This window comes from Bifidobacterium sp. W8104, from assembly GCF_016100735.1.
In the GTDB taxonomy this organism is placed as follows: domain Bacteria; phylum Actinomycetota; class Actinomycetes; order Actinomycetales; family Bifidobacteriaceae; genus Bombiscardovia; species Bombiscardovia choladohabitans.
Window position 1 is genome coordinate 804,564 of the sequence record NZ_JACFRW010000001.1, and the last position, 25,227, is coordinate 829,790.

17 protein-coding genes are annotated in these 25,227 nt (G+C 61.2%); 5 read left to right on the plus strand and 12 right to left on the minus strand.

Translation table 11 applies throughout. The annotated features are described in order from the left end of the window. Positions 1-248: 248 nt before the first annotated feature. From H3U89_RS03060 to H3U89_RS03080, 5 genes are all read right to left on the minus strand, one after another. Entirely contained in the window at positions 249-2,714 is a 2,466-nt protein-coding gene (locus H3U89_RS03060) for a bifunctional alpha,alpha-trehalose-phosphate synthase (UDP-forming)/trehalose-phosphatase (protein ID WP_198178541.1), read from the minus strand. A gap of 162 nt (positions 2,715-2,876) precedes the next feature. Then, positions 2,877-4,787: a glycoside hydrolase family 13 protein gene (locus H3U89_RS03065; RefSeq protein ID WP_198178540.1), complete on the minus strand. Its 1,911-nt coding sequence runs from the start codon at positions 4,785-4,787 to the stop codon at positions 2,877-2,879. An 86-nt stretch (positions 4,788-4,873) separates the two neighbouring features. Continuing rightward, positions 4,874-5,773: a carbohydrate ABC transporter permease gene (locus H3U89_RS03070; protein WP_232345471.1), complete on the minus strand. Its 900-nt coding sequence runs from the start codon at positions 5,771-5,773 to the stop codon at positions 4,874-4,876. A gap of 1 nt (position 5,774) precedes the next feature. Continuing rightward, the gene (locus H3U89_RS03075; protein WP_198178539.1) at positions 5,775-6,713 is read right to left on the minus strand and encodes a carbohydrate ABC transporter permease; all 939 of its coding nucleotides are present in this window, start codon (positions 6,711-6,713) and stop codon (positions 5,775-5,777) included. Positions 6,714-6,733: 20 nt separating this feature from the next. Then, positions 6,734-7,990, minus strand: coding sequence for an ABC transporter substrate-binding protein (locus H3U89_RS03080; protein WP_198179415.1), 1,257 nt, complete (start codon positions 7,988-7,990; stop codon positions 6,734-6,736). Positions 7,991-8,197: 207 nt separating this feature from the next. Here H3U89_RS03080 and H3U89_RS08490 point away from each other — a divergent pair, with 207 nt between their 5' ends. Next, entirely contained in the window at positions 8,198-9,478 is a 1,281-nt protein-coding gene (locus H3U89_RS08490) for an ROK family transcriptional regulator (RefSeq protein ID WP_198178538.1), read from the plus strand. A gap of 22 nt (positions 9,479-9,500) precedes the next feature. Here the strand turns inward: H3U89_RS08490 and H3U89_RS03090 are convergent, their stop codons facing one another. Next, the gene (locus H3U89_RS03090; protein WP_198179413.1) at positions 9,501-11,726 is read right to left on the minus strand and encodes an alpha-galactosidase; all 2,226 of its coding nucleotides are present in this window, start codon (positions 11,724-11,726) and stop codon (positions 9,501-9,503) included. A gap of 177 nt (positions 11,727-11,903) precedes the next feature. Further along, positions 11,904-12,878 carry a ketopantoate reductase family protein gene (locus H3U89_RS03095; protein WP_198177007.1) on the minus strand — a complete coding sequence of 325 codons (975 nt, stop codon included), beginning with the start codon at positions 12,876-12,878 and terminating at the stop codon, positions 11,904-11,906. Positions 12,879-12,989: 111 nt separating this feature from the next. On the opposite strand from H3U89_RS03095, the gene H3U89_RS03100 reads away from it, so the two are divergent. Continuing rightward, complete coding sequence (locus H3U89_RS03100; RefSeq protein ID WP_269748836.1) at positions 12,990-13,928, plus strand: sulfite exporter TauE/SafE family protein; 939 nt, start codon at positions 12,990-12,992, stop codon at positions 13,926-13,928. A 9-nt stretch (positions 13,929-13,937) separates the two neighbouring features. Here H3U89_RS03100 and H3U89_RS03105 read toward each other — a convergent pair whose 3' ends face one another. Then, positions 13,938-14,366, minus strand: a complete 429-nt coding sequence (locus H3U89_RS03105) for a nucleoside deaminase (protein ID WP_198179411.1) — start codon at positions 14,364-14,366, stop codon at positions 13,938-13,940. Positions 14,367-14,425: 59 nt separating this feature from the next. Next, on the minus strand, positions 14,426-17,212 hold the full coding sequence (locus tag H3U89_RS03110; protein ID WP_232345475.1) for a cation-translocating P-type ATPase: 2,787 nt from the start codon (positions 17,210-17,212) through the stop codon (positions 14,426-14,428). 522 nt (positions 17,213-17,734) lie between these two features. On the opposite strand from H3U89_RS03110, the gene H3U89_RS03115 reads away from it, so the two are divergent. Continuing rightward, the gene (locus H3U89_RS03115) at positions 17,735-19,966 is read left to right on the plus strand and encodes a cation:proton antiporter domain-containing protein (RefSeq protein ID WP_198178535.1); all 2,232 of its coding nucleotides are present in this window, start codon (positions 17,735-17,737) and stop codon (positions 19,964-19,966) included. Between the two features lie 6 nt (positions 19,967-19,972). Here the strand turns inward: H3U89_RS03115 and H3U89_RS03120 are convergent, their stop codons facing one another. The 3 genes from H3U89_RS03120 to H3U89_RS03130 all read right to left on the minus strand — a co-directional run bounded on the left by H3U89_RS03120 (position 19,973) and on the right by H3U89_RS03130 (position 22,006). Next, positions 19,973-20,728 (minus strand): alpha/beta hydrolase, encoded by a 756-nt coding sequence (locus H3U89_RS03120; protein ID WP_198178534.1) that lies wholly within the window; start codon positions 20,726-20,728, stop codon positions 19,973-19,975. 31 nt (positions 20,729-20,759) lie between these two features. Beyond that, the gene (locus H3U89_RS03125; RefSeq protein WP_198178533.1) at positions 20,760-21,569 is read right to left on the minus strand and encodes a hypothetical protein; all 810 of its coding nucleotides are present in this window, start codon (positions 21,567-21,569) and stop codon (positions 20,760-20,762) included. A 203-nt stretch (positions 21,570-21,772) separates the two neighbouring features. Further along, positions 21,773-22,006: a DUF2188 domain-containing protein gene (locus H3U89_RS03130; RefSeq protein ID WP_144085876.1), complete on the minus strand. Its 234-nt coding sequence runs from the start codon at positions 22,004-22,006 to the stop codon at positions 21,773-21,775. Positions 22,007-22,806: 800 nt separating this feature from the next. On the opposite strand from H3U89_RS03130, the gene H3U89_RS03135 reads away from it, so the two are divergent. Both H3U89_RS03135 and H3U89_RS03140 read left to right on the plus strand, forming a co-directional pair. Continuing rightward, complete coding sequence (locus H3U89_RS03135) at positions 22,807-23,244, plus strand: hypothetical protein (RefSeq protein ID WP_198178532.1); 438 nt, start codon at positions 22,807-22,809, stop codon at positions 23,242-23,244. A 786-nt stretch (positions 23,245-24,030) separates the two neighbouring features. Beyond that, positions 24,031-24,690: a DUF4145 domain-containing protein gene (locus tag H3U89_RS03140; protein ID WP_081709115.1), complete on the plus strand. Its 660-nt coding sequence runs from the start codon at positions 24,031-24,033 to the stop codon at positions 24,688-24,690. The last annotated feature ends 537 nt before the right edge of the window (positions 24,691-25,227 follow it).

Below are 25,227 nucleotides of genomic sequence, written 5' to 3' on the forward strand. Positions count from 1 at the left end.
AGTATGGTCGGCCGGGCCCGACCAATAGGGTCAGCCGTCAACATGGTGGACACCCAAACGTGTCGAAAACCAAAACATGTGGGCAATCGGACGTTTGGGCACCCGAAGACCGGACAATTATGAGAGCAAACCTGAAACAAGCAGACCGATAACCAAGCGAGCCACCAGCCCGCCCGTGAACTTGACGGACTTCACGAACAGTCACCGGTGATGGCTGGGGTCACCGGTGATGGCAGTGGTCGCCTGTCTTACTTGTCGTCAGTGAGCTGGGCATGCGCCTCGTCGACCACGGTATGGTCGTCGCGGAAGTCATGGGAAGCCACGGGCTCATTGGAATCACGGGCCACACCGGCACCCAGGTCGGCCAGCAGCAGAGTGACCGCGGTCGGATCGTTGACCCGCAGCCGGGCCTTGGTCTGGCCGGGCCCGACCTTGATGGTCCAGCCCTTATCAGGCATGACGGCGAACATGGTCTCGTCCGTTTCATCGTCACCCAGAGCCATTATGAAGTCGTAGTCGCCGCTGTTGACGAAGGGCAGGATGGCCTGGCCCTTGCTGGTGGCCACAGGGGTGACTTCGACGACCTTGGAATTTTCCATGATCATCAGCCCCAGGCCGACCACTACTCCGCGCAGACGACGGAGCAGATCCTGGCGCTCCTGGTCGGCCACCTGGGCATCGCTCATCCGGTAGTGCCAGGCCACCGCATCGGACTTGCTCTCCACAAAGGAGTTGGGGACCCTGGTGGCCGACTCATCCATGATGGGCCGGATCACCTTCTGCCAGGTATCGGAGTCGGGCAGGCCCTTCGCCCGCTGCCACTCCTCCGAGTCGCTGCCGGGCAGGTTGCGGTTCCAGGCGCCATGCTCGGCAATCAGCCCCACCGGCAGATCGCCGAACCAGTCCTGCATGATCTGATGGCTGCGGCCGGAGACCAGCAGGAAGTCCACATCGGGATTGCTTCCCACCTGGGTCAGCAGGCGGCGAAGGGCCTGGGTGGGCTTGGCCCGCTCAGGACGGCGAACAAGCGGGGTCAGCGTCCCGTCATAGTCGCACAGGACCAGACGACGATGGGCGCCGTCCCACTGATGAACGATGGCGTTGTGGTGATCCATACGCAGCCTCCTGTCCGTCATGCCCGGAGTGGACACCTGCCGCAGGGAGTCAAGGAACGAGGTGCACCAGTTGGCTGCGGTGCGCACCTTGAGTCGGGCCTGCATGCGGATGTTGCGCCGCTTGGACTCCTCGGGGGTGATCTCCAGGGCATTGTGCAGGGCCTCGCAGACCATGTCGATATCGTAGGGATTGACGATGAAGGCATCGGTCAGCTCGTCGGCAGCCCCGCACATGTCCGACAGGACCAGGGTGCCGTCGCGTCCGTCATGGCAGGCCAGGTACTCCTTGGCCACCAGGTTCATCCCGTCACGCAGGGGGGTGACCAGGGCTACATCGCCGGCCGTGTAGATGCCGCAGACAGGCTTGATGGACAGGGAACGGGTGATGTAGTGGATGGGGGTCCAGGCCAGCAGGGAGTAGCGGCCGTTGATCTCCCCCACCAACTGGTCCACCTGGGCCTTGAGCCGCTGATAGGACTCGACGACCTCACGCGAGGGGGTGGCCAGCAGGTAGTAGGTGACATGGCCCACCCATTCAGGGTACTTGTCCAGCATGCGGCCGAAGGCCTGAAGCCGCTCGGGCAGACCCTTGGTGTAATCCAGCCGGTCCACCGAAACGATGACCTTGTTGGAGCGGCTGCCCACCGAGGAAGCCGCCTGCTTGGCCAGCGTGGACTCGGGGATGTCCTTCTCCATGTAGTGGCTCCACCAGTTGGCGTCCGATGTGGCGGCTTCGTTGGCCGCCACGCCCTCGGCAGTCACCGAGGTGCGGTAGCGATGACGGGGGGACTTGCCGCAGACCTCGTCGATTCCTCGACGCATGGCCCGGGCCAGGCCGGAGTGGGCGGTACGCCGGTAGAGGTTGTAGTCGATGCCGATGGGGAAGGCGTCGATGGCTGCTCGGTGGCCGTCAGGCATTTCGACCACGCCGTCCCGGTTGACCGGCAGTTCGGGCAGCAGCCTGTGCAGCGAAGCCAGGAAGCTGGCGGAGAAGTCCACCGTATGGAAGCCGATCAGGTTGGCGCCCAGGACACCCTCCAGGATCTCGCGGCTCCATGGCAGGGAGCGGAAGATCTCGGCGCTGGGGAAGGGCACGTGCAGGAACCAGCCGATGGAGGCATCGGGGTAACGTTCGCGCAACATCTTGGGCAGGAGCATCAGGTGGTAGTCCTGGACCCAGATGGTGTCGCCCTTGCGGATGAGCGGCTCCACCACCTGCGCGAAACGCATGTTGACCTTGCGGTACATCTCCCAGTCCTCCTGGCGGAAGACGGCCTCATGCGAGAAGTCATGGAAGAGCGGCCAGAGGGTGTTGTTGGAGAACCCGGCGTAGTATCCGTTCAGCTCCTCCTTGCTCAGGAATATAGGAATGCACCGGCTCTCCCGGTAGGCCTGACGGATGCGGTCCAGCTCCTTTTCCGAGTACTTCTGAGGATCGATGCCGCTCCAGCCGATCCAGAGGCAGTCCTTATGGGAACGGTGATAGGGGCCGATGGCCGTGGCCAGTCCCCCCACGTTCTGGCGCAAGGTGTAAGAACCGTCCTCCTGTGCCTGCAAGGACATGGGCAAACGGTTGGAGACGATGATCAGACGAGACATGCAACCCGCTTTCTTTTCCCGTCCGCGCCGGAATCGTCGGGATTGACCACAGCGCGAACCCATCGCCCCGGGACCCGGGGACCCAACCGGTCCGCACAGGCCCATCAGGGCATCGCTGACTTCCACTCTAGCCTGGAAAGCGTGCCGACGGCGGGGTTTTCCTCAGAGTCGGTAGACGAAGCCCTCCCAGGGGGAGAGGCGGCCGGTCAGCAGGGAGCTGGCGGTTTGCTCCGGTCTGTAGGTGGATATGAGGATCCGATCGGGGTCCACCGCTCCGAGGGCCATGGAGGTGAATCCGGTTTGGTCCAGGCCCAGAAGTGCGGCGGTTTCAGGCGGCAGTGAGGCCGGGCGGCTGCTCAGATTGACCACAACCAGAAGGCGCTGACAGGGCAGGGCATCCAGAACGCTGGCAGCCTCGGGTCCCGACTTGGGCTCGGGCGCCTGGTCCAGGGAACGGGTGAATGAGTAAATCTGGTCCGCATCCGGATCCAGAAGGGTGAAGCCGCCGGCCGCCACGACCGGATTGGTATGACGCAGGCGGATCAGCTCCCGGTAGAAGGCCAGGACCGAGTCCGGGTCACGCAGCTCGGTCTTGGCGTTGACCTTGTCCCTATTGGGGTTGACGGCCAGCCAGGGCTCCTTGGGAGCGTATGGAGCCGTGAAGCCGGCGAACTTGGTGGAGTCCCACTGCATGGGGGTGCGGGCGTTGTCGCGGCTCATATAGGCCAGGGCGGCCATCATGGACTCCGGATCCTGCTCGTGCGCCTGGTCGACCCGCTGGTGGTAGAGGTTGATGGACTCCAGATCCTGGTATTGGTCCAGGCTGGTGAAGCCGGCGTTGGTCATGCCCAGCTCCTCGCCCTGATAGATGTAGGGGGTCCCCCGGTGCATGTGCAAAAGGAGCCCCAGGGCCTTGGCCGAACGCGAGCGCAGCTCCTCGCTGGAGGTGTCGCCCCAGCGGGAGACGATCCTGGGCTGGTCGTGGTTGTCGAAGTAGAGGCTGGCCCATCCGGCCTTGGCCACAGCCTGTTGCTGCTCGTCCATGGCCGCCTTGAGCCGGGGAACCCGGAAGGGACGGATGTCCCACTTGCTGTCCCCGGTGTCAACCTCGGTCTGGGTGAAGAGGAAGAGCATGTCCAGCTCGTGGTTGGCCGGGTCGGTGATCTGCCCGCTGCGGGCAGGCGCCAGACTGGGAGCCTCCCCCACGGTCAGGTAACCCTGCCGACTCTGGAAGACCTGGCTGCGCATCTCTTGGAGGAACTCATCCAGCCTGGGGCCGTCCACGCAGAAGGGCACCGAGGACGAGTACCCCTCAGGCCCCACGGGACCGTCAGCGATGGCCGATCCGTCCTCGCCGGGCAGGCGGCCCTCGGAGTCGACGGTCTTGGAGATCATGACGATCACATCCATGCGGAATCCGTCGATGCCCCGGTCCATCCACCAGTTCATCATGTCGAAGACGGCCTGCCGGACCCGGGGGTTCTCCCAGTTGAGGTCGGGCTGCTTCTTGGAGAACAGGTGCAGGTAATATTCGCCGCGCTGCGGATCGTACTGCCAGGCGGAGCCTCCAAAGTAGGACCCCCATTTGTTGGGCTCTGCGCCAGGGGTGCCGGGTTCGTGGCCGGCCTTGGCGGGCCGCCACCAGTACCAGTCGGCGTGCGGGTCCTCCTTGTTGCGGGAGGCCTGGAACCAAGCGTGCTCATCCGAGGTGTGGTTGACCACCAGGTCCATGACCACCTTGATCCCCCGCCGGTGGGCTTGGTCCAGAAGCTCGTCCATATCGTCCATAGTGCCGAAGATGGGGTCGATGTCCTGGTAATCGGCGATGTCGTAGCCGTTGTCGTCCTGGGGGGACTTGTAGACCGGACTGAGCCAGATCACGTCCACGCCCAGGTCGGCCAGGTAGTCCAGCCGCTGCGTGATGCCCGGCAGGTCGCCGTAGCCATCACCGTTGGTGTCCTGGAAGGACCGCGGATAGATCTGGTAGACCACCGCGTTGGCCCACCAGGGATTGGGGGTGGCTCCGTTGGTCCGTACCCGATCGGGCAGCTGCATGCGTTCTTTCTGGGTCATGGTCCTCCTCACGAAGATTGGGTTCCTGGACTTCCTTGTTCTGTGACCTCCACTATAGGCTGACCTGACTGCCTGTCATGGCGAGGCTACTTGACAGCTCCTCTCATGACGCCGCTGATGACCCACTTCTGTGCGAACAGGTAGACGATCAGGATGGGCGCCAGGGCCATCAGGTAGCTGGAGAAGGCCATCGGATAGTTGGTGGCGAACTGGGAGCTGAAGACATACTGCGCCAGAGGGATGGTCTGGCTGGTCTGATCCGTCAAAACGATCAGCGGCATGAGGAAATCGTTCCAGGCCCAGAGGGCCGTGGTGATGGCGATGGTCGCATTGATCGGACCCATCAGCGGGAAGATGATGGTCCAGAATATCCTCCAGGTACCTGCGCCGTCCAGGCGGGCGGCCTCCTCAAGAGCAGTGGGGATGGATCGGATGAACCCCGTGGCGATGAAGAGGTTGGTGCCCAGGCCCAACACCACGTAGAGCAGGATCAGACCGGGCACGTTGTCCAGGTGCCAGCTGCCGAACTGCTTGGCGATGGGAAGCATGACCACGGGGAAGGGGACGAACATGGCCGCGATGAAGAAGTAGTAGAGGAAGCGGAAGAAGCGCTTGTCCATATTCCTGGCCACGGCATAGGCCACGAAGGTGTTGGTCAGCAGGGTGAGTGCCACTGCGCAGACCGTGACGATGGCCGAATTCAGCGCGGCCTTGGGATAGTTGACCTTGTTCCAGGCATCGGCGAAATTGTGCCACTGCCAGGAAGAGGGCAGACTGAAGGTTCCGGCTTCCGCAGGGGTCTTCAGAGCCGTGACCACGGTGAAGTAGAGCGGCACAAGAATCGTCAGGGAGAGGACAGCCACGGTGGCCGTCAGCCACCAGTTGACCCTTTTGAGGCGCGACCCCGGGGATCCCAAATGCCGTCTTCCCCCTCTTCCTGCTGATTGTGCCGATGTCTGCGGCTGCATAAGCGCTGTCTGTGCCATCTCAGATCTTCTCCCCTCTTCTGGAAATGCCCAGCTGGATGAACGCAATCACGGCCAGGACGATGAAGAACATGACCGCGTTCGCTGTCTGGTAGGCGTACTCCCCTCCGGTAAGGCCGCCCTTGTAGATGAGGTAGGTGACTGTTTCGGTCTTGGAATCTGGTCCCCCTGCGGTCAGGGCCACCACCTGATCGAAGGTGTTGAAGGCATTCTTCAGAGTCAACACCAGATTGATGGTGAAGAACGGGCCGATCAGGGGGAAGGTGATCCTCCAGAATTTCTGCCACTCGTTGGCGCCATCGATGGAGGCGGCCTCATAGACCTCCGAGTCGATGGTCTGCAGACCCGCCAGATATATCAGGGTTGAATAAGCCACCGCCTGCCAGACCGAGAGGAAGACGATGGGGATCCATGCATAGTGCTCGCTGGTCAGCAGGGACTGGGAGAGCCAGCCGATGCCCAGGGCCTTGCCCAGAGCCGGCAGGGGCGTCATGAAGATGTATTTGAAGACATAGCCGATGACCAGAACCGAGAGCGTGTAGGGGATGAAATAGATGACCCGGAATCCGTTCTTGAAGGCGATCTTTCCATTCAGCGCCACCGAGATGAACAGGGCGATGAAATTGACCAACAGGGTGATCAGGATGGCGATCAACAGAGTGAACAGGTAGGCGTGACCCACGCGGCCATCACGGAAGAGGGCGCCGTAATTCTTGAAGCCGATCCATGAGAAACGCCCGTATCCCTGGGAATTCGTAAAGGAGTAGGCCACACCCTGGAGGAAGGGCACATAGAGGAAGAGCGCAAAAATCAGAGCGGCGGGGACCGCCATCCAGTAGAAGGCGCGGTCCACCTTGCGATTGGAGAACCTTGAAGGCCGCTTTCTGGCCTTGGCTGTTACGTCAGCAGTGTGGACGCCGACAGTCTTGGATTGTGCCATGTCTGAGTCCTGACCTTTCATCATTGGAAGTTCCTTGCTTGGACCTTGTCCCATTCGTTCTGCATGGAACCGATGAAGCCATCCACATCCCCCTTGGTGACCATGGTCTGCAGATAGCCGCCGATATTGATGGAAGAGGGGATGTAATGGTCGCAGAAGTCGGCCAAGCGGTTCTGTTGGAAGAAGGGAAGAACCCCGTTCAGGGCCGGATCGCCTGCCTCCACCTTTCTGGTCGGCGTGAAGGCCGTCTGGGCCTTTGCATACGTGCGCAGCTGCCGGGGCTGCATCAGATAACGGATCAGCTGCATGGCCTCCTTGGGATGCCTGGTGTTGGCGCCCATGGTCAGCATGACGTCGTCGCCAGCCGTCAGTATCTGCTGAGAGGGGGAATCATTGGCCGGCATCTGGGCGAATCCGAGGTCCACATCCGGATCGATCATCCTGATCTGCGGTATGGCGTATGTTCCCAGGGGAAGGATCGCCACCTTGCCCTTGGCCATATTCTGAGTGCCCTGCTGGTAGGTGACGCCCTTGTCACCGGTGGAATGGCTGAAGAGCTCGACCTCGCGCCGAGCCGGCTGTGTCCACAGGGTCTTGAAATCGGTTTTTCCAGCCAGAAGATCCCTGTACCTGCTCTCAGGGACCAGGGTCCCTGCCAGAGACGCCAAGGGAGCCTGGGCGGTCCAGGAATCGGAGAGAGTGCCCTGCACAGGTTCGATGCCCTGATCCCTGAACCTGTCCATGACTGCCGCGAACTCCGACCAGGTACGCGGCGGATTGTCAGGGTCGACCCCCGCCTTTCGCCAAAGCGTCTTGTTGTATATGTACCCGCTGGCGTTGCCTGCAAAGGGCAGACCATACAGGCGCTTGGCCGAAGGATCCTTGGTCTGGACCAGATTTCTGGCTATCGACACCATGCCCGGATTGAGCTCCTTGACCAGGGGATCGTCAGTGAAATCATGGAAGACCCCGGATGCCGCGAACATGCCGAAGCTGATGTCACCGTTGAAGGTGATGACGTCGGGCACCCGGTTTTTAACCAGACGAGTGCGCAGATCCGTCTGGGCGTCGGCCGAATTGTTGATGTTCACCCGGATGTCAGGGTTCTGCTTCTCAAACTGTGCCACCATGGCCTTGAATTGGTCCGCAGCCTCGAACTTGAACTGGAAGAAGTCCAGGGTGACCACGCCTGAACCTGCTGAGCCGCAGCCCGCCATGGCCACGATGGTCAACAGAGCCAGGAGTGAGGCGACTCCGTTACGAATCCAGGTCGTCATTCGACCAAGCCCGAATCCTTCCCTACTGCCGATATCCTTCATATTTGGCTCCTTTACCATCCGCACGGGCAGCAATGACCTAGATGCTTCTGCGGACCAGCATAAGGGGCCGGGATATTTCATTCCCAGTCCCGGCGAGTTCCTTTCGTTAAGAAAGTAATTAGGATAGGCTGTTCAGTGTATGGGGTTTGTCCGTAAGGAGGCGCCGTGGCCGACAGAGACAACCAGAGATCCAACCACCACGAGAACACCGACCGCTCAGGAGAGGCACGGTCGTTCCCAGCCTGGTTCACAGCCTCCGAATACACCCACCGCATCGCCGTTGAAATCCTCCAGCACGGCCCGATCTCCAGAGTGGCTCTGGCGCGGCGATTCAACCTGACCCAGGGTGCCGTATCGCGCATCACCAACGATCTGACACACCGCGGGGTCATCAGGGAAGCCGGCACTCTACCACAGGCAGACGAACCAGGAAGGCAGGATGGCCGCAAGCATGGTCCCGGCAGCGTAGGAAGACCGCAGCAGGCCCTGGTCATCCGCCGGGAAGCCAAGACCTTCATTGGCATCAATCTTCACGGTGGCACTGCGCTGGCCACGGCGACGGACCTGGCCTGCCGACCCGTCGGCCGGCCCCACAGCCATCACATTCGACAACGAAGCCCGGGCCAAGTCGTAAGGATGCTGTCGAACCTTACGCAGGACTGCATGCGCGAAATCAGCCAGGCCGGGCTGCCCAGCCCCTCCGGCCTTGCCGTCTCCCTGGGCGGACGGGCGGAGCAGGACAGGGTCGTCACCTACGCCCCCTTCCTGCATTGGAGCGAGCCCGTTGATCTTGCCGCCCAGATGGAGGACACATGTGATCTGCCTTGTCTGGTCTTCAACGATCTGGATGCCCTGGCCCTGTACGAAGGATGGTTCGGCGAGGGCATCGGGCTGGATCGATTCGCTCTGATCACCATGGGATCCGGCATCGGCTATGCCTTAAGCGAGCACGGCATGCCCGTCTCCTCACCAGATGAAGGTTTTGGGCTGATCGGTCATCAGCTGGTGGATCCGGACGGACCGGTCTGCTATCTGGGCCATCGCGGCTGCGCCCAGTGCCTGACTACAGGATCCCTGGCTGAGCAGTACTCGCATGCCATCGGCCAGGCCGCCGGCCTTGACAAGTTGGTCAAAGACCTGGAGGAGGACATGCCGCAGGCGGAGACCCTGCTCAATCTGACCGGTTATCGGCTAGGGGTGCTGATCGCCCTGGTGGCCAACGTGGCCCTGCCCGAGAAGGTTCTGGTGGGCGGGGAGACCTCCTATCTGATGAAGAGGTGTACCGAATCCGTACGCAAGGGCACGGCCTCATTCCGCCACAGCCAGATGGTCGATGTCCCCGTGAAGATCATCGACGGCGACTGGCTCCGCTGGGCCCAAGCCCCCGCGGCCAGAGCAATCGCCCGGTACCTGCAGGGTCCCGAAGAGACCGATAAGCCCGAATGAGCGAGGAAGCGGCTGGACGGATTCAGATACGGCTCGCTTCAAAAATCACTGCCTCCGCCGGATGGATGACCGGTGGCCGGATTCCCTGAGCGCCCAAGGCCGCACCCGGGAGGACTACGCCTTGGGGACGCCACCAGCCCAGAGGGCTTTGTCCGTTGCCGATCCGATCCAGGTCACAGCAGATGTCCAAGGGCCTGATCCGGTAGTCAGCCTTGGGGTCCAGGCCGGGAAGCGCCAAGGGCTGCGGGGGGTAATTGACCGAAGAGGTCAACTGGGTGAAGCGGTAGAGTGCCTGCGATCCGTCAGCAGAGACCACCCCATCCAAGCGGACCGCCGGGTCTGGTGCATCGCCATGTACAACATGACCGGTATGCAGCATATGCCTCCACTGCTTGTAAAAATCGATCCAGCGCCCCAACTCATCCAGCTGATCCCGGGGCACGGCAAGCAGGTTCCATTCCACGCCCATATGACCGAAGAAAGCCATGGCAGCACGCAGACCGAGCGAGGTGGCGCGGCCGGTGGAATGGGCTGGGGAATCACCCACATGCTCACCCATCATCTCCGGCGGCACCAGCAGGGATGTGTACCGCTGGATGTCGGCCCGCTCGACCGGATCAACACAGTCCGAAACCCAGACCCTGTCGGCATATTGCAATACGCCCAGATCGATGCGGGCGCCCCCTGAAGCGCAGGACTCTATCTCCAAGCCGGGATGCCTGGTTTTCAGGTCGCACATGATTCCATAGACCGCTTCGGTCTGCGCATGCACGGCAGGACGTCCCGACCGGGGAGAGCAGGCCTCGGTCACGTAGCGATTGTGATCCCATTTGATGTAGTCGATGTCCATAAGCGCAATGAGCGAGTCCATAGCCTCGAACACATAGGCAAAGGCATCGGGATTGGTCAGATCCATGACCTGCTGGTTACGTCCTGCGACGGGCAGCCGGGAAGGCCTCGGGGACATGACCCAGTCAGGATGTTCGCGAAAGACGTTTGAGTCCGGACTGATCATCTCGGGCTCGAACCAGAGGCCGAATTCCATTCCCAGCTGATGCACCCTGGCAGCCAGGGCCTCCAGGCTCTTAGACCCCTCGGGCCATACCTGCCGATCGATGGACCAGTCCCCCAGCCCGGACTCATCCGAACGCCTGCCCTGGAACCACCCATCATCAACGACAAAGCGCTCCACACCTACATGGGCGGCCTGTTCGGCCAGGGCAGCCAGCTTGTCATAGGACTGGTCGAAGTAGACCGCCTCCCAGGTGTTCAGAGTGACGGGTCTGGGACGTGAGGCCAACCCAGGATGCAGGGACCGCAGGAAAGCATGATACCGATTGGCCGCCTGGTCCAGCCCCTTGCCCCGGGAACCATAGAGCCAGGGCGTGGAATACGCCGGCTGGTCGGAATGACCGCCAGCAGGAGGAAGCGTGATCTCCCCGGCCATCAGAATCTCGCCGCCGCCCAGCGATGCGGGAGTCGAAGGAATCCTCTCGGCGCTGAGCAGACCATTGCCGCTCCAGCCCAAGTGGACTGTGTATACCTCATCATGTTCGAATCCGAACCCGGGTCGACCAGCGCACATGACCAGGGAGGAGTCAAAATCCGGCCGGCCCACCAGGCTTGGACGCTCCAGACGGCCTACGGTCAAGGGCTGACGTTGTGGACTGCGCTCGCGCAGGTGGTGACCGGTGGTGGTCAGAATCTCGGTTGCCTCGGCCGGCAAAGGAAAAGCCAGCTCCAGGCCGTTGACATCCAGATCTCTGGCCGTGTCCAGGTTGAACAGGTCCGCACGCTGCCTGACGAGGCCGGACGGAAGCACCTGGCAACGCCAGGTCAGCCCCACGCCCTGGTTCCGGTCACGGGCCTGAACCTTCAGCGTCGGGACAGCGGAGTCGTCAGGCCGGATCGGTTCTGCACCCAGATCGACTGATTCCACCTGGAAGCAGCAAAAGACCTCAACACCGCCGCGGCTGATACGCAGTCGGCGCTGTCCGGTCCAAGCCTCGGACTGGGTCGGAAGGATGCTGGGCCAGGCCGTCAGATCCAGGCCTCCCGAGACCCGCTGCGGGGCCAGAGCGTCGTAGGTTCCCAGAAGGGCCTGCGGATCGGCCACTGGATCGCCCCAGTGAACTATTCGCGGCAGACCCTTCCCCGGGAAGAGGACGGCAAGGGACAACCCGGATTGTTCCATGTAAACCAACCTGAGGGGAACCCCCGGATTCGATTTGCTCCGATAAGACCCCATCCTTGGGCCGTCGCGATGATCCTCCATGACACCTCCGCCATAAGCCCGGCGATGCCGGTCGCCGACACTGATAAATCAGGCTCCATGCTAGGGGCCCGCGGCTAACTTGTCTGGAAGTGCGTGTTTTTCTTACTTGGGAAAGTAATTCATGGAAATCTGCTCAGTAGCCCCTTGGCATCACCCCTGATCGGACTGCTCCTCATGGTGGACGCGGAAGGCCAGCTCGGCCAGGTGGACACCGTGGGTCAGGAACTCCTGGGTCCGGCAGACGTAGTCATGCTCGCGGCCCAGGCGCGCCAGGTAGCCGTTGATGTAGTCCACCTCGGTCGGACGGCCCTTGGACATGTCCTGGTACATGGAGGGGTAGTGGAGCGGGTTGCCCACGCGGCTGACGTAGTCCACCTCGTCCAGGGTCTCCTGGCGGGTCTGAATCAACTGCTTGCCGGCCCGCTCGCAGGCGTCATAGGCCTCGTCGATCAGCTGGCGGGACATGTCCTTGGCCCCCGGGTAGGAGATGAACTGGCCCATGGTGATCTGGTACATGGTGCAGATGGTGTTGACCACCGAGTTGAAGATGATCTTGGCCAGGCAGGTGCCCTCGAAGTTCTCGGTCAGGATGGGGTTGAGGTTGGCGGCCTTGAAGTCCTCGGCCATCCGGCGCTCCAGGTCGGTGGTCTGCTCGGTCATGGCACACAGGTGCATGGAACCGCCCCCGGACTTGCCGATGAAGTCCACGTCGCCCGGCCCATTGAGGACCGTGCCGATCATGGCCGTGCCGCCGTAGATGCGCTCCTTGGGGAAGTACTTGAGCAGCTTGTCGAAGTGCCCCCAGCCATTCATGGCCGAGAAGACCACCTGATGGTCGCGGAAGAGCGGTGCGCAACGCTCCAGGACCCCCTCAAGCTGCATCTGCTTGAGCATGACGATCCAGACGTCGGGGTCGCCCTTGTAGTCCTCGGGGGTGTAAATGTTGACGGGCACCAAATGCCGATTCTCATGATCGCGGGAAACATAGACGCCTCCCTGGTCATGAACCTTGTCAATATTGGGCATCCAGGTATCCACGAAATCCACCTGCAGGCCGGCCTGCTCCTGCAGCAGCACGCCCAGACGATAGCCCATGGCTCCGGCACCGATGACCGTATAACGCATCGAAACACACCCTCTTTGTTCTCTTGATTAGGCAACGCACCTCCGGGGACCGGCCCGGGGGATACCAAGCAGTATGCCGAGACGGCAGAAGGGAACCGAGGCAACGGTCGCATGGTGGACATAAGGACTGGAATACGCCCGGATTCCTGCACCTTGGAGGACTTGGCCGCATACGCGGACATCCTGTCATCCCGGAGAAAACGTCGACCTAGGCTGGAACCCATGCAGAAAGAGCAGAGCGGAGCCGGCAGGATGGACCGGCGGACCCTGGCCATCCTGGTCCTGGTGGGCGTGATCAGCGGATTCCTGTCGGGGATGTTCGGCATCGGCGGCGGATCGATCATCGTACCGGCCCTGGTGTGGACCGGACTGCAGCAACGGCAGGCCTCGGCCACCTCACTGGCCTCCATGATCCCCATGTCGCTGGCCGGCGTGGCCTCCTACGCCCTTGGAGGGCATGTGGACTGGCTGGCGGCCCTGCTGCTGGCCGTGGGCACGGTCATTGGGGCGCAGATCGGCACCTGGCTGCTGGACCGGCTTCCTGAGGTGATACTCAGGTGGCTCTACGTGTGCTTCCTGATGGCAGTCATTGCCCAGCAGTTGCTGTCCACGCCCTCCAGGGAGAGCAGCATCCGGCTGAGTCCGGCGGTGGCCCTGATCATTCTGCTGGTCGGCGTCCTGATCGGAACCCTGTCAGGGTTGCTGGGCGTTGGGGGCGGAGCCATTGCAGTACCGGCCCTAGCCCTGCTGGGCGCCAGCGACCTGATCGCCAGGGGAACCTCCCTGCTGGCCATTCTGCCCAGTTCATTGTCGGGAACGTTCACCAACCTGCGCCACCACCTGGTTCACGCCGGTCAGGGGCTGCTTCTGGGAATCGTGGCCGCTCTGACCACGCCGGTGGGCACCTGGGCGGCCTCAGGGGTCAGCGCGCGAGTGGGCGCAAACCTGTTCGCCGCCTACCTCTGCCTGATCGTCCTGCGCTGCATCTGGGCGGCTCTCCAAGTCACCCCGGCCTTCCAGCGGTACAGGGCCAATCACAACCGCCGCTGAAAACGAGACTCAGTCCCGGCGGTGCCGGGCGAAGAAGCCGGCAAGGATCCCGGCGCATGCCTGTTCGCACACACCGCCCAGCACCTCGACCTTCGTTCCGGTGTGCGGGTCACGGGGCAGATCCCAGACCGACCCGCAGGCCCCCATCTTGGGGTCCCAGGCGCCGAAGACCACCCTGCTGAAGTGGCAGGCCATCAGGGCTCCTGCACACATGGGGCAGGGCTCCAGGGTGACGACCATGGTGCACCCAGCCAAATCCCAGCCCGCGTCGGATTCCCCGATGGCCTCCATCTCGGCGTGGGCCAGGGGACGGCCCAGGGCCTGCCGCTGGTTGAAGCCCCGACCGATGACCCGGTCCGAGGCATCTAAGACCAAGGCGCCCACGGGCACATCCCCCCGGTCTCCGGCTATGCCGGCCAGCCGCAGGGCCTCCTCCATGGGCGCCTTCCACCGTTCTTGCACGGGTTCAGTCTGACAGTCCAGCCCGACAGGTCGGTTCAGTTGATCATGCCCGCGATGCGGCGACGCACATGGTGCAGATGGCCCTTGGGCCGCCCCGACGTGTCGATGCCACGCTTGGCCAGGAAGGCACGAACCATCTTGTCGCCCTCGCTGAAGATCAGAACCGTCAGCCCGATCACCAGGCAGATAAGCCACTGGCTTGCGCTCAAAGGGGCCATGCCCAGTACGCCTGCAACCGGAGCCAGATACATGGCCCCCGCATGGATGCCCAGGGCCACGAACGAGGCCACCAGAAGGAAGGTGTTGTCCAAGGGATTGAGTTGGAAGATCAACCTGTTCTCGGACCTGGCCGACATGGCGACGAAGAAGTTGAAGAGGACCAGCAGGGTCAGGGCGATGGTCCGGGCGTGGGCCAGATCCATTCCCGCGTTGATGTTGAGGCGGAAGAGGACCAGGATGCAGGTGGCCATCCAGAGCCCGCAGACGGCCAGTCGCGCCCAGAGCACCCGCGAGAGCAGGCCCTCTCCAGACGAACGTGGGGGCGACTCCAGTTCATCCCCGTTGCCTGGTTCGAATCCCAGGGCAATATCCTGGACACCGTTGGTCACGAAGTTGATCCAGAGCATCTGCAGGGGCAGGAAGAGCAGGGGCTCCTCGGAGATCACATTGACCCCGACGGCGATCATGGCGGCTGCAGCCGTGGACAGGAGGAAGTAGGCGGATCCGCGGATGGCCTTGAAGATGACCCTCCCCTGGCGCACGGCCTGGGTGATGGTGACGAAGTTGTCGTCGGTCAGGACCACATCGCTTGCCTCCCGGGCCACGTCGGTGCCGGAACGACCCATGGCGATGCCCACCGAGGCGGCCTTCAGGGCCGGGGCGTCGTTGACGCCGTCGCCGGTCACAGCCACCACATGGCCCTCATCCTGCAAGGCCTCCACAATGCGCAGCTTGTCCTGGGGGGAGACGCGGGCGGCGATGGAGGTCTCGCGCAGACGGGCCCGGAGGACCTCGTCGCTCATCTCCAGCATCTCGCTACCGGTCAGCGCCTGGTCGGTGTGCTCAAGGCCCAGTCGGCGGCCTATTGCGGCTGCGGTCACCGGGTGGTCGCCGGTGATCATGACCACACGGATGCCGGCCCCGGCGCAGTCGGCGATGGCCTCGCGCACGCCGGGTCGAGGCGGGTCGAGCATGCCCTCAAGCCCCAGGAATGTCAGATCGTCTGGTCGACGGCGGGAAGCGGGATCCTGGTCAGGGGAAAGGACCCTGCTGGCCACGCCTATGACGCGCAGCCCCTGGGAGCCCATGGCTTCGTAGGACTTGTGGACGGCCTGGGTGTCCAGGGGAACAACCTGGCCATCCGGGTCCAGCATGGTTCGGCTCATGGCCATGACCGCGTCCGGGGCGCCCTTGACGTATTGGGTCAGGGTGCCGTCAGGGCTGCGGCGGATGGTCATGGAGTGGAGCAGCTCCGGCTCGTAGGGGGTCTCCATGACGATAGGAGCCTCCAGGTCTTCGGTGGTCACGGCCCCGGTCTGGTCGGCCAGGCGGGCCATGGCCATATCGACCGCGTCGCCGCTGTATTCGATGCCGCCTTGTTCATTCGGCTGCCGGTGGGCCTCATTGGTCAGAGCCCCGGCCCGGGCAAGTGCGGCCAGACCACGCATACGGTCGTCGTCGGATACAGCCGCTTTGCCCAGGTCCAGGCCCTCGACGGGGACGGGCTGGCCGCCGCCCAGGGTGAACTGTTCCACGGTCATACGGTTCTGGGTCAGCGTGCCGGTCTTGTCCGAGCCGATGACGGTGATGGAACCTAGGGTTTCAACGGCCGGCAGAGAGCGGACGATGGCATGGTATTCGGCCATCCTCGAAACTCCCAAGGCCATGGCCACCGTCAGCACGATGGGCAGGGCCTCTGGCATGGAGGCCACCACCAGGGAGACTGCAGACAGGAAGGCCCCCGTAGCGTCGCCGTTGAGGATGGCTCCGCCGATGAAGACGAAGATGGCCACCAGAATGACGGCGACGGCGATGGCCACCTCGGTGCGGTGGATTATCCGCTGTAGGGGGGTGCGACCCTTGGCCACATGGACCAGATCGTTGATTTCGCCCAGCTCGGTGTCCGAGCCGGTGGCCACCACCAGACCTCGGCCACGGCCACTGGTGACCATGGTGCCCGAGAAGGCCATGCAGTGCCTGTCGCCCAGGGCTGCATCGCGGTCCACGGGGTCCGTATTCTTCTTGGCATCCTCGCTCTCGCCCGTCAGCATGGCCTCGTCGATGCGCAGGTGGAGGGCTTCGATCAGCCTCAGGTCGGCGGGGATGCGATCGCCGCTCTCCAGGAGGACCAGGTCGCCCGGCACCAGCTGGTCGGCGTCAATCTGCTCCATCCGGCCCTGACGCACCACCCGCGTGGTGGGGGTGGACAGGGTGGTCAGGGCCTCTACGGCCTTGTCGGCCTTGGACTCCTGCACATAGCCGATGATGGCATTGAGGAAAAGGACCAGGAAAATGGCCGCAGCGTCCACATAGTGCTGCAGAAAAATGGTGATGATGCCGCAGACCATCAGGACGGCGATCAGGGGGCCGGCGAACTGCTCCAGGAAGAGCTTCCAACGGGGTTTGGCCTGGGCCTCGGCCAGGCTGTTGGGCCCGAAGAGCTCCAGTCGGCGTGCGCTCTCCTGCGTATCCAAACCCTGGTCCCCGGTGCGCAGGGTCTCCAGCACAGCCGAAGTCTCCAGGCTATGCCAATCGGTGTCGTCGAAACGCATGTCGGTCCCTGCTGCCGCTGCGCTCTGATTCTTAATGTTTGTAGATGTCATGGATGATGTCATCGGTCAACCTGGCCTTTCCAAACCGGATCGGTCATTTGTCCCCGCATGCGACCCTCTGCAGTCGTTCTTGCAATCTTCCTTCCGGACCGGGGGATGTCCAAAAGCATCGGGGAAACAATAGCGTGCACGCAAGTCCCCGGGGTCAAGAGATGGGGCTCCATGATCAACCGCCGCAAGCGGTGCACCTCTGGGAGGTTCGGAGCCTTCCCGGTTTTCACGAGTATACCGATTGAGCCGGCCTTTCATGCGCTTACGAGGGGTCCCCGGGCCGGATTTTCACAAATGTTCGCCTATCGCGAGCGCAGTCTGTCCACCATTTTGGCTTGAGGTGTCAACTTGGCGCACATTGTCCATTGATGCTGTTCCTGGATATCACCATTCCGTATAATGGACTGTGCGACGTCGATCCTCATGCGACCCTGCACTCGGAGATTCCTTCATTGGTCGAACGAACCCTGCTAGTCGGGCCTGCGGCAGCCCGCCCGGGATTGCGTGGCGGAAAGGAAGCCCGTGGAAACATTCATCCTCATTCTGTGCATACTTGCTGCCGTCCTCGTCTCTTCCTTCATCTCCAGGTTCATTCCCCGGATTTCCACCCCGCTGGTTCAAATCGTCCTGGGCGCAGTAATGGCCCTGCTGCCCATTTTCCCGCGGATGCGGCTGGACCCTGAGCTGTTCATGGTCCTGTTCATCGCGCCCCTGCTCTACTACGAGGCCCACACCATCAACAAGGTGGAGCTGCTCAAGGGACTGCGATCCTCTCTTTCCCTGGCCATCGGACTGGCCGCCCTGACCATGATCATGGTGGGGGTTATCCTGCACGCTGCCTGGCCCATGTTCCCACTGGCCGCGGCCATGGCCCTGGGCGCCGCCCTGGGGCCCACCGATGCCGTGGCCGTCTCCTCACTAGGGGAGAGCGCCGACCTCACGCCAGACGAACATTCAATCCTTGCCGGCGAATCGCTCTTCAACGACGCCACCGGTGTCATCGGCTTCCAGTTCGCCATCCTGGCTACCGTGACCGGTTCCTTCTCCCTGCCCAAGGCCCTGGGCGAGTTCCTCCTCGAATTCGTGGGTGGCATCGGCTTCGGTCTGATCATGGGCTTTGTGGTCAACTGGCTCTTTGAGTCGGCCCGCCGCCTGGGCTGGGAAACCACCACTACCCGGATCCTGCTGGAGCTCTTCCTGCCTTTCCTGATTTACATGGTCGGGCAGGACATCCTGCATGTGTCCGGAGTCCTGGCCGTGGTCTCCACCGGACTGCTGATCCGCTTCGACCACACCGGAGTGGGACCCAATACCTCCAAGGCCAACATCGTCTCGTCCAGCGTGTGGAAGGTGCTCTCCTTCAGCCTCAACGGCGCAGTCTTCGTCCTTCTGGGCATGCTGTTGCCGGCGGCCATGGGCACCAGCTGGCGAGACCGGCGGGTCAGCAACTGGATGCTGGTGGCCACCATCGCCTTGGTCTGCCTGACCGTGATCGTGCTGCGCTTCCTCTGGACAGCCAGCGTCCTGATCTTCACCAAGGATCGTGGAACCGGCAGCAGACCACGGGTCACGTCCAAGCTCCTCAGGTCGGCTGCCGTCATGACCTTCGGCGGCCCCAAGGGAACCATCACCCTCTCCCTGGCCCTGACCATCCCCTATATGACCGACGACGGTTCCGCCTTCCCCATGCGCAGCGAGCTGATCTTCGTGGCCGCCGGGGTCATCATCGTCACCCTGGTGCTGGCCAACTTCGCCCTGCCGCTTCTGGCCCCCTCACAAAGCAGCGAGGTCCCGGCCCAGCAGGTCGAAAAATCAATCAAGGTGCTCAGGGGCACGGTCCGTGAGCTCTCAAGCAGGATTACCGACGAGAACCGGCTGGCCATCCAGCAGGTGATCAAGCAGTACAACCACCGCATCGCCAAGCTCAAGTCGCAGATCGGCCAGTACTCCCCCAAGGACTTCCAGGACCTGCAGGTGCAGACCATGGAGTGGGAGCAGGACTACATGGAGGAGCGGCTGAGCCGGATCGAAGAGGCTCAGGATCAGCTGGAGGAGAAGCTTAAGAGCGAAGACCCAGGCATGGAGCAGGCACCTGCACCAACGCAGTCTGCCACCGGGAACGAGACCGGGGCCGAACCCAGCACCGAGGCCGAAACCGTAGCCGACAGGGATGCCGACGCCCAGCTGATCGACCAGCGCAGCGAGCGCGGAGACGACCAGGAGGAACTGCTGAATCTGCGCAGCCAGGAACAGGCCGCCCGCAGGATTCTGTCCACCATATCCGGCTCCCTCTTCCACCTGGACAGGGGCGGGGAACTTCGCTGGAGGGCCTACACGGCTCGCAGACGACTCAGGGGACTGCTGCACAGCCAGTTCCACCGCCTGAAGCACCTGACCCAGCCGATTGACAAGGACCAGGTCTACGTGGCAGGACGCCACCTGCAGGCGGAGATGAACCACTTCCTGATCGAAAAGCTTTACTCCGAGCTGGGCAAGGGACGCTTCAAGACCGAAGACCTGCTGACCACCATCATCAACCACCAGATGATCGAATCCTCGGCGGAGGGAAAGACCGAATACGCGGGGATACCTGCCGTCAGGGATCAGGTGGAGGAGGCCAAGCGCGAAGGGTATGCCATCGAGCTGAGCCAGATCCAGGACATGGTCGAATCCGGGGAGATCTCGCGTACGACGGCCAGGAAGATGCGCCGCAATGTCTACGTCATGCAGGTCGATGCCGACTCGGCCCTGTGAGCCGATCTACATAAGGCCCGAGGTCACATCGATCTCGCCCAGCCACTGGCGAAGGTCGTTCATCTCGCGCATATCGACAGCATGTTCCATGTGGTCGTACTCGGTGGTGTGCAGCCAAACGTGCTCGTCCAGCCAGGCGGCCAGAGCGCGGAATTCGTACTTGGGCACCGTGGTGTCGTCCGAGCCGAACCCCAGGAAGACCGGCTTGTTCAAACCGGCCAGGCGCTCATCCGCGGGAGCGGTGCCTGGCACCAGGCCCGGGGCCAGAAACCCGGACAGACATATGGAGGCCCGGTAACGCTCAGGGTTGACCCGAAGCAGATGAACAGCCAGCATGGCCCCCTGGGAGAAGCCCATGGCCACCACAGGTCGGTCCTCGGGGATGTTGGCTGAAACCCAGGCATCCACTGCCCGGGCCGCTGCGTAGCCATCTCGATCCAGGTCCTCCTGCTCGGGGCGCATATCGTGAAACCAGGTGTAGCCCGGGCCGAACATGCCACGCTCGCTGCCTGGCACCACCATGGGCGCCCGCAGGGAGGCGTAGTCATTGTAGGGGGCCACGTAGCGCATCAGGTCCGCCATGTCATCCTCGTTGGAGCCCCAGCCGTGCATGAGTATAAAAATGGGCCGCGAGGGGTTGGCTGTGCCCTGCTTGCGGGACCAACGGACCTGCTCGACCTTGAGCTCCTGCCCAAAACGGCCGGGCACCACCGTGGAGGGTCGACCCACCAATCCGCCGTCATCCTTTTGTGCTTGATCCATACCTGCCACGATAGTCGACAGGCCCGGTCATTCAATGCTGGCCCATGAGCGGCTCGGCCTGGCCACCCCACTGGCTCTGCAGCCCGGTCACCTGGGCCTTGCTGCCCACCACCATCCAACGCTTGCCGGTCAGCAGCCATAGATCCTGGGGCTGCAATCCGCCTCCGTAACGGGAGAGCAGGTCGGGCACGCGGGCGCGGATAGGCCCCTTGGCCAGGGAGGCAGCCGAATCGTTGTCGAAGACGACGTAGGCCATGGTCGTATCCGTGCAATACCGGGCTTGGGAGATGCCCACATATCCGCCCGGGCTGATGTCATGCCAGCCGGAGGCGCACTGTCCGGCAGCCTTGTCGATACCGCCGGTCATGGCCTGGGGCGAGCTGGTGGGCGCTTCGTCACGCGCAGGAGCCTTGATGATGCCCTTGGGGGAAGAGTTGGCAATAAGCAGGCCTGCCAGGGTCAAGAGCATTCCGCAAATCAAAAGAATAATGCCCGCCGAACCCACCGATGGCCGGTTCGGGCCCGGTCCTGAGTGACGGGCTATGATGACCAAAATTATGGTCAAGAGGGCAAAGGCCACGGAGACACCCACCCAGGCGGAGATGCCCACCTGACCTATGACCCCCAGTCTGGAGGGGGCTATGGCATGGGCCAGCAAGGCCGCGCCCGCCAGGGCCGAGACCAGTCCCGTGACTGCGGCAAACCGACTCCAGATGTTGGCATGCGCTATCTGAATGGGACGCTCATCAATATCCGGGCGAGGAGGATAGGAGGCTGGCAGACCCTCGTCATACCCGCTGTCCGCCAGCCGCTGATCCAGCTGGTTGAATCCATCGGCCATCGACCTCGCCACCTTTCACAGTTGGTTTCAGTCTATGGGGGCGGACGCATACAGACCAGCGACGGCGGCCAATGCTTCACCATCCCAACATCCTGCCGGGCTGATAGAAGGGCCTGGTTGGAAGTGCATAGTTGCTTATCCCCACGGCGCTCGGCATCAGCACAGGCCCTATGACGGGGAAGGCCCCAGAGTTCAGTTGGCGTTCAGCCCTTGATGTCTCGGGGATCCTTCTTGCCTATGGTGCGCTTGTCGCGGATTTTGTTGCCGCCCTTGTTATGGATATTGACCTCGCCGCCGCCGGACCGGTCTGCAAAGACCTTGGCCTGCTTGGTGGCCTCCGCCTTGGTGGCGAAGGTGCGGGAGACGCGTGAGGCCCCGGCCCGCTTGACTGTCCAGAGATCGCGATCCTCGTCGTATTGCACGTGATAATCAGCCATGATGGCCGTCCTTTCGATACTTCCCTGTACCCCCTCATCTTCCACTGCCGGACCTGGGGCACCGTGCTTCGACACACCAGAATTTCCGGGAATACTGTTCATCAATGATGGTGTTAGGAGAGGCTTTCCCCACTGTTGCCGGGCTGGCAACTTTTTAGGTCAGGTATCGAAGATTCGATTATGGGCAAGAGAATAAAATGACCAGAGCAAATTACTATGAGGTGATTGAAGTGGGACGAAACTACGGTTGATTAGTTACCTATTTGTATACAGGGCCTGAGGTAGATGCATATTCGGGCAAGGTGGACACATCTCCGTTAACCTTGAGATTCTAGAGGTTTGAGTAGGGTCCTGTTTGCAACCATAGGCGCGATTGGTTCGCCGATGCGGAAAGCAGCGTGCCCAGAAGCCGCCAAGTGTTGGTAATAGCTTCGAGGAAGCGCTCCATCAGCTGGTCAGCAGGCGTCACGTCGGCATAGTCGCGGATTGAGTTGACAGGCACCACATCCTTAATCTCATGCCAACAAGCCAAGCTGCGATATAACTTCCTCACATTGGATGTGGCGAGCAAAAGCCCACGCATACGCCTCAATCAGACGTGGAAACAAAACAAGGTCACACCACGATTCGTACCGTCTTTTGTTATAGTCACTCTCCTTGGGGATTGCGCAGTCAAACCTTTCACAGATGAGAAACTCATCAGTGAATACTGGCGGTCAAGCGGAACAGGATTAACGGGGAATGTGAGGAAGCGTCCGCAAGTGGCTCTTCATACCTACAGATGCTGTAGCCTTGCCGCTATGGCATGCAGGGGACGGAAAGCGGATAAAACAGGCGAGGATACGGAGAAGACCGACCTTCGCCGCACGATTCATGTACCCGCTCATGCCGACCTTGTCCTATGGTTTCTAGGCTTGGTTCTGTTACTGCCAATGAGCTGGGGCTGGTATAGCAAAATTCCTATTCAGTTCTTTATGGCATTCCCGTATGCCGTTGATTTTGCGTCAGACACTTGGGTGAACAGGATAATTGCGACCACTATTGTGGGGCTTGTCTGCTGGCTGATAAGCGGCATTGTCCATATAGTTGCCTTGTATAAACGGAACTCGCGCAAAGCCCGGAAATGGTGGAACGTCGTCACAAAAATCCTGCTTGTTTTAGTGACGTTGATCATCTTGCTGCATAGTCTGGCTGGGGTACTGTTCCTCTCGATAGACGTCAGCGATATTCCCCTGTGAGTAAACGCTGATGCTGACGCTCGCTCACCGCCTATAAGTCAATCAGCTTCATCAAACGTCTAACAATCTGGATTCGCAAGGAACGCAGCACACGCTCGAGCAAGGGCCTCTGCTTCATCCTTGGCAGGAGATCGGTCAGGATCAGATGCGATCAACAACTTATACATACCAAAGCTGAAACCTTTCCAAATCCAAATTTCAATGCCATTGGCGACTTCCAGAAAGGAGAACGGACGACTGGAACCGGACTGATGGCCTAGATTAGTCCTCAACATCACCCCTCATCGCCACCAACATGGCCAACAGCCCAACACCAGCCATCTACGGATCCCCATCATCCTGAACATGTAGACCCCGGCAGGCACTACCTGCTCAACGCCAGCAGCCAGGTCCTCAGCGCCACCGGCGACCAGGCATACTTCAACGACTTCTTGACCATGCGCCTAGGCTTAGGGGTTCTGCGCCCTGAATGGCTCGCCCGACTCACCGTAACAAGACATCAGCCAAGCAGCTAGACAACACACCTAAAAGGAGACCACCGTAGACAACTGCCGTGAATAGCCGAACCAGTAAGCACCATCCAGCCACACTACAAACCTATCCCGGGACGTAAGCCGGGCAAGACCCCCTATCTCCTCCAGCCCGTACTAGGGAGCGGATCAGAATCATTGCCAAAAGCCAAGAGAAGCAGCAAATACGAATGTCTCGTGAATGCAATCTGTTTATTGCAAGGGTCGAGCATAGATGCCCAGTCCATATTGCTATTTCTGTCTATATAATTGAGACATGGCTTCGAGAATCTGTTGGCATTGCGGCCGTTTTTCGCATATGACCCCACAAGGGTCGCTCATATCAGGTGACCTCAATAACGCTCCTGTCTATGCAGAGGTTTGGTTTGCCATCTTCAAGTGTGACTCATGCGGCTACGCGACATTGGGCATGATTGATTACAATTTTTCGCTATCGGATGTCGACGTGAGTCAAGCTCAAGAAGACTTCCTGAACGACAGTGAGGAAATTAAATGGATTCCAGAAGCAGCCGTCGGGATGGAATATGAGGACGTTCCTACGGAAATCGCTTCCGTTGCTTCCGAGGCGTATTCCTGTTGCTCGATCTCTGCCTACCGTTCAGCAGTGCTCATGGCCAGAACTGTGTTGGAAGCGACCGCCAAAGACAAAGGCGTCACCTCCGGGTCTCTGTATGAGAAAATCGACGAGTTGGCAGCAAAGACCATCATCACCAGACAGCTAGCCGAAGAAGCACATGAAATCCGGCTGCTGGGCAACGATATGGCCCACGGTGACCTGAATACGCCCGTGTCGAAAGAGGACGCCGAAGAAATCCTAGGCTTTCTCGATTCCGTACTTGACTATGTGTATCAACAGCCTATAGCCATAGAAAGGCGCAAGAAAGTTAGGGAGCAACGCAAACTGTCCAAAAAATGACAGCGGCATGCGCGCGCCTTGCCTGACCCTGACGGTAATACCCACCAGATAGGGCATGTTTGGATTTCTTTAACGAGTTGAGGCCCGACGGTATGAAGCCTTTGGCCCTTAACTATACTTGCCCGCAGACATTTTCCCTACTCCCTTTCCGCAGACGCGGCCGGCTGCCCTGTGACTGACAGCGGATTAAAGCCGAGGTCAAGGTCAGGGTAGGTGGTAGATGCCGGGCCGAGCAGTGTGCGAAAGGCCGCAACGGCATCAACATGGACTGCGACTACATCATCCCAGGCGGCGACAACATCCTGGATAGGCTACAATAGCTTTCATCGACCTGCCGTAAAGCCAGAACCGCAAGAGAAACCGCAGTGCACAATGCATGGTATCGTGAAAGCTGGGCTTCGTTCGGTCGGAGAAAAATTCGGAATCTATTCATCCTGACATAAGACTATGCACCGACCATGACCCAGAGGTAGAGTCAGCAACTCTCCAGCTTCAATTTAGGGCGGTGCATATCAACAGCAGCCAAATAAGCGATTA

Excerpts from the sequence above, each read along its gene's own strand:
- H3U89_RS03060 (WP_198178541.1), bottom strand. The coding sequence starts at position 2,714 with ATGTCTCGTCTGATCATCGTCTCCAACCGTTTGCCCATGTCCTTGCAG.
- H3U89_RS03065 (WP_198178540.1), bottom strand. The coding sequence starts at position 4,787 with ATGACCCAGAAAGAACGCATGCAGCTGCCCGATCGGGTACGGACCAAC.
- H3U89_RS03070 (WP_232345471.1), bottom strand. The coding sequence starts at position 5,773 with ATGGCACAGACAGCGCTTATGCAGCCGCAGACATCGGCACAATCAGCA.
- H3U89_RS03075 (WP_198178539.1), bottom strand. The coding sequence starts at position 6,713 with ATGGCACAATCCAAGACTGTCGGCGTCCACACTGCTGACGTAACAGCC.
- H3U89_RS03080 (WP_198179415.1), bottom strand. The coding sequence starts at position 7,990 with ATGACGACCTGGATTCGTAACGGAGTCGCCTCACTCCTGGCTCTGTTG.
- H3U89_RS03090 (WP_198179413.1), bottom strand. The coding sequence starts at position 11,726 with ATGGGGTCTTATCGGAGCAAATCGAATCCGGGGGTTCCCCTCAGGTTG.
- H3U89_RS03095 (WP_198177007.1), bottom strand. The coding sequence starts at position 12,878 with ATGCGTTATACGGTCATCGGTGCCGGAGCCATGGGCTATCGTCTGGGC.
- H3U89_RS03100 (WP_269748836.1), top strand. The coding sequence starts at position 12,990 with ATGGTGGACATAAGGACTGGAATACGCCCGGATTCCTGCACCTTGGAG.
- H3U89_RS03105 (WP_198179411.1), bottom strand. The coding sequence starts at position 14,366 with ATGGAGGAGGCCCTGCGGCTGGCCGGCATAGCCGGAGACCGGGGGGAT.
- H3U89_RS03110 (WP_232345475.1), bottom strand. The coding sequence starts at position 17,212 with ATGACATCTACAAACATTAAGAATCAGAGCGCAGCGGCAGCAGGGACC.
- H3U89_RS03120 (WP_198178534.1), bottom strand. The coding sequence starts at position 20,728 with ATGGATCAAGCACAAAAGGATGACGGCGGATTGGTGGGTCGACCCTCC.
- H3U89_RS03125 (WP_198178533.1), bottom strand. The coding sequence starts at position 21,569 with ATGGCCGATGGATTCAACCAGCTGGATCAGCGGCTGGCGGACAGCGGG.
- H3U89_RS03130 (WP_144085876.1), bottom strand. The coding sequence starts at position 22,006 with ATGGCTGATTATCACGTGCAATACGACGAGGATCGCGATCTCTGGACA.
- H3U89_RS03135 (WP_198178532.1), top strand. The coding sequence starts at position 22,807 with ATGGCATGCAGGGGACGGAAAGCGGATAAAACAGGCGAGGATACGGAG.
- H3U89_RS03140 (WP_081709115.1), top strand. The coding sequence starts at position 24,031 with ATGGCTTCGAGAATCTGTTGGCATTGCGGCCGTTTTTCGCATATGACC.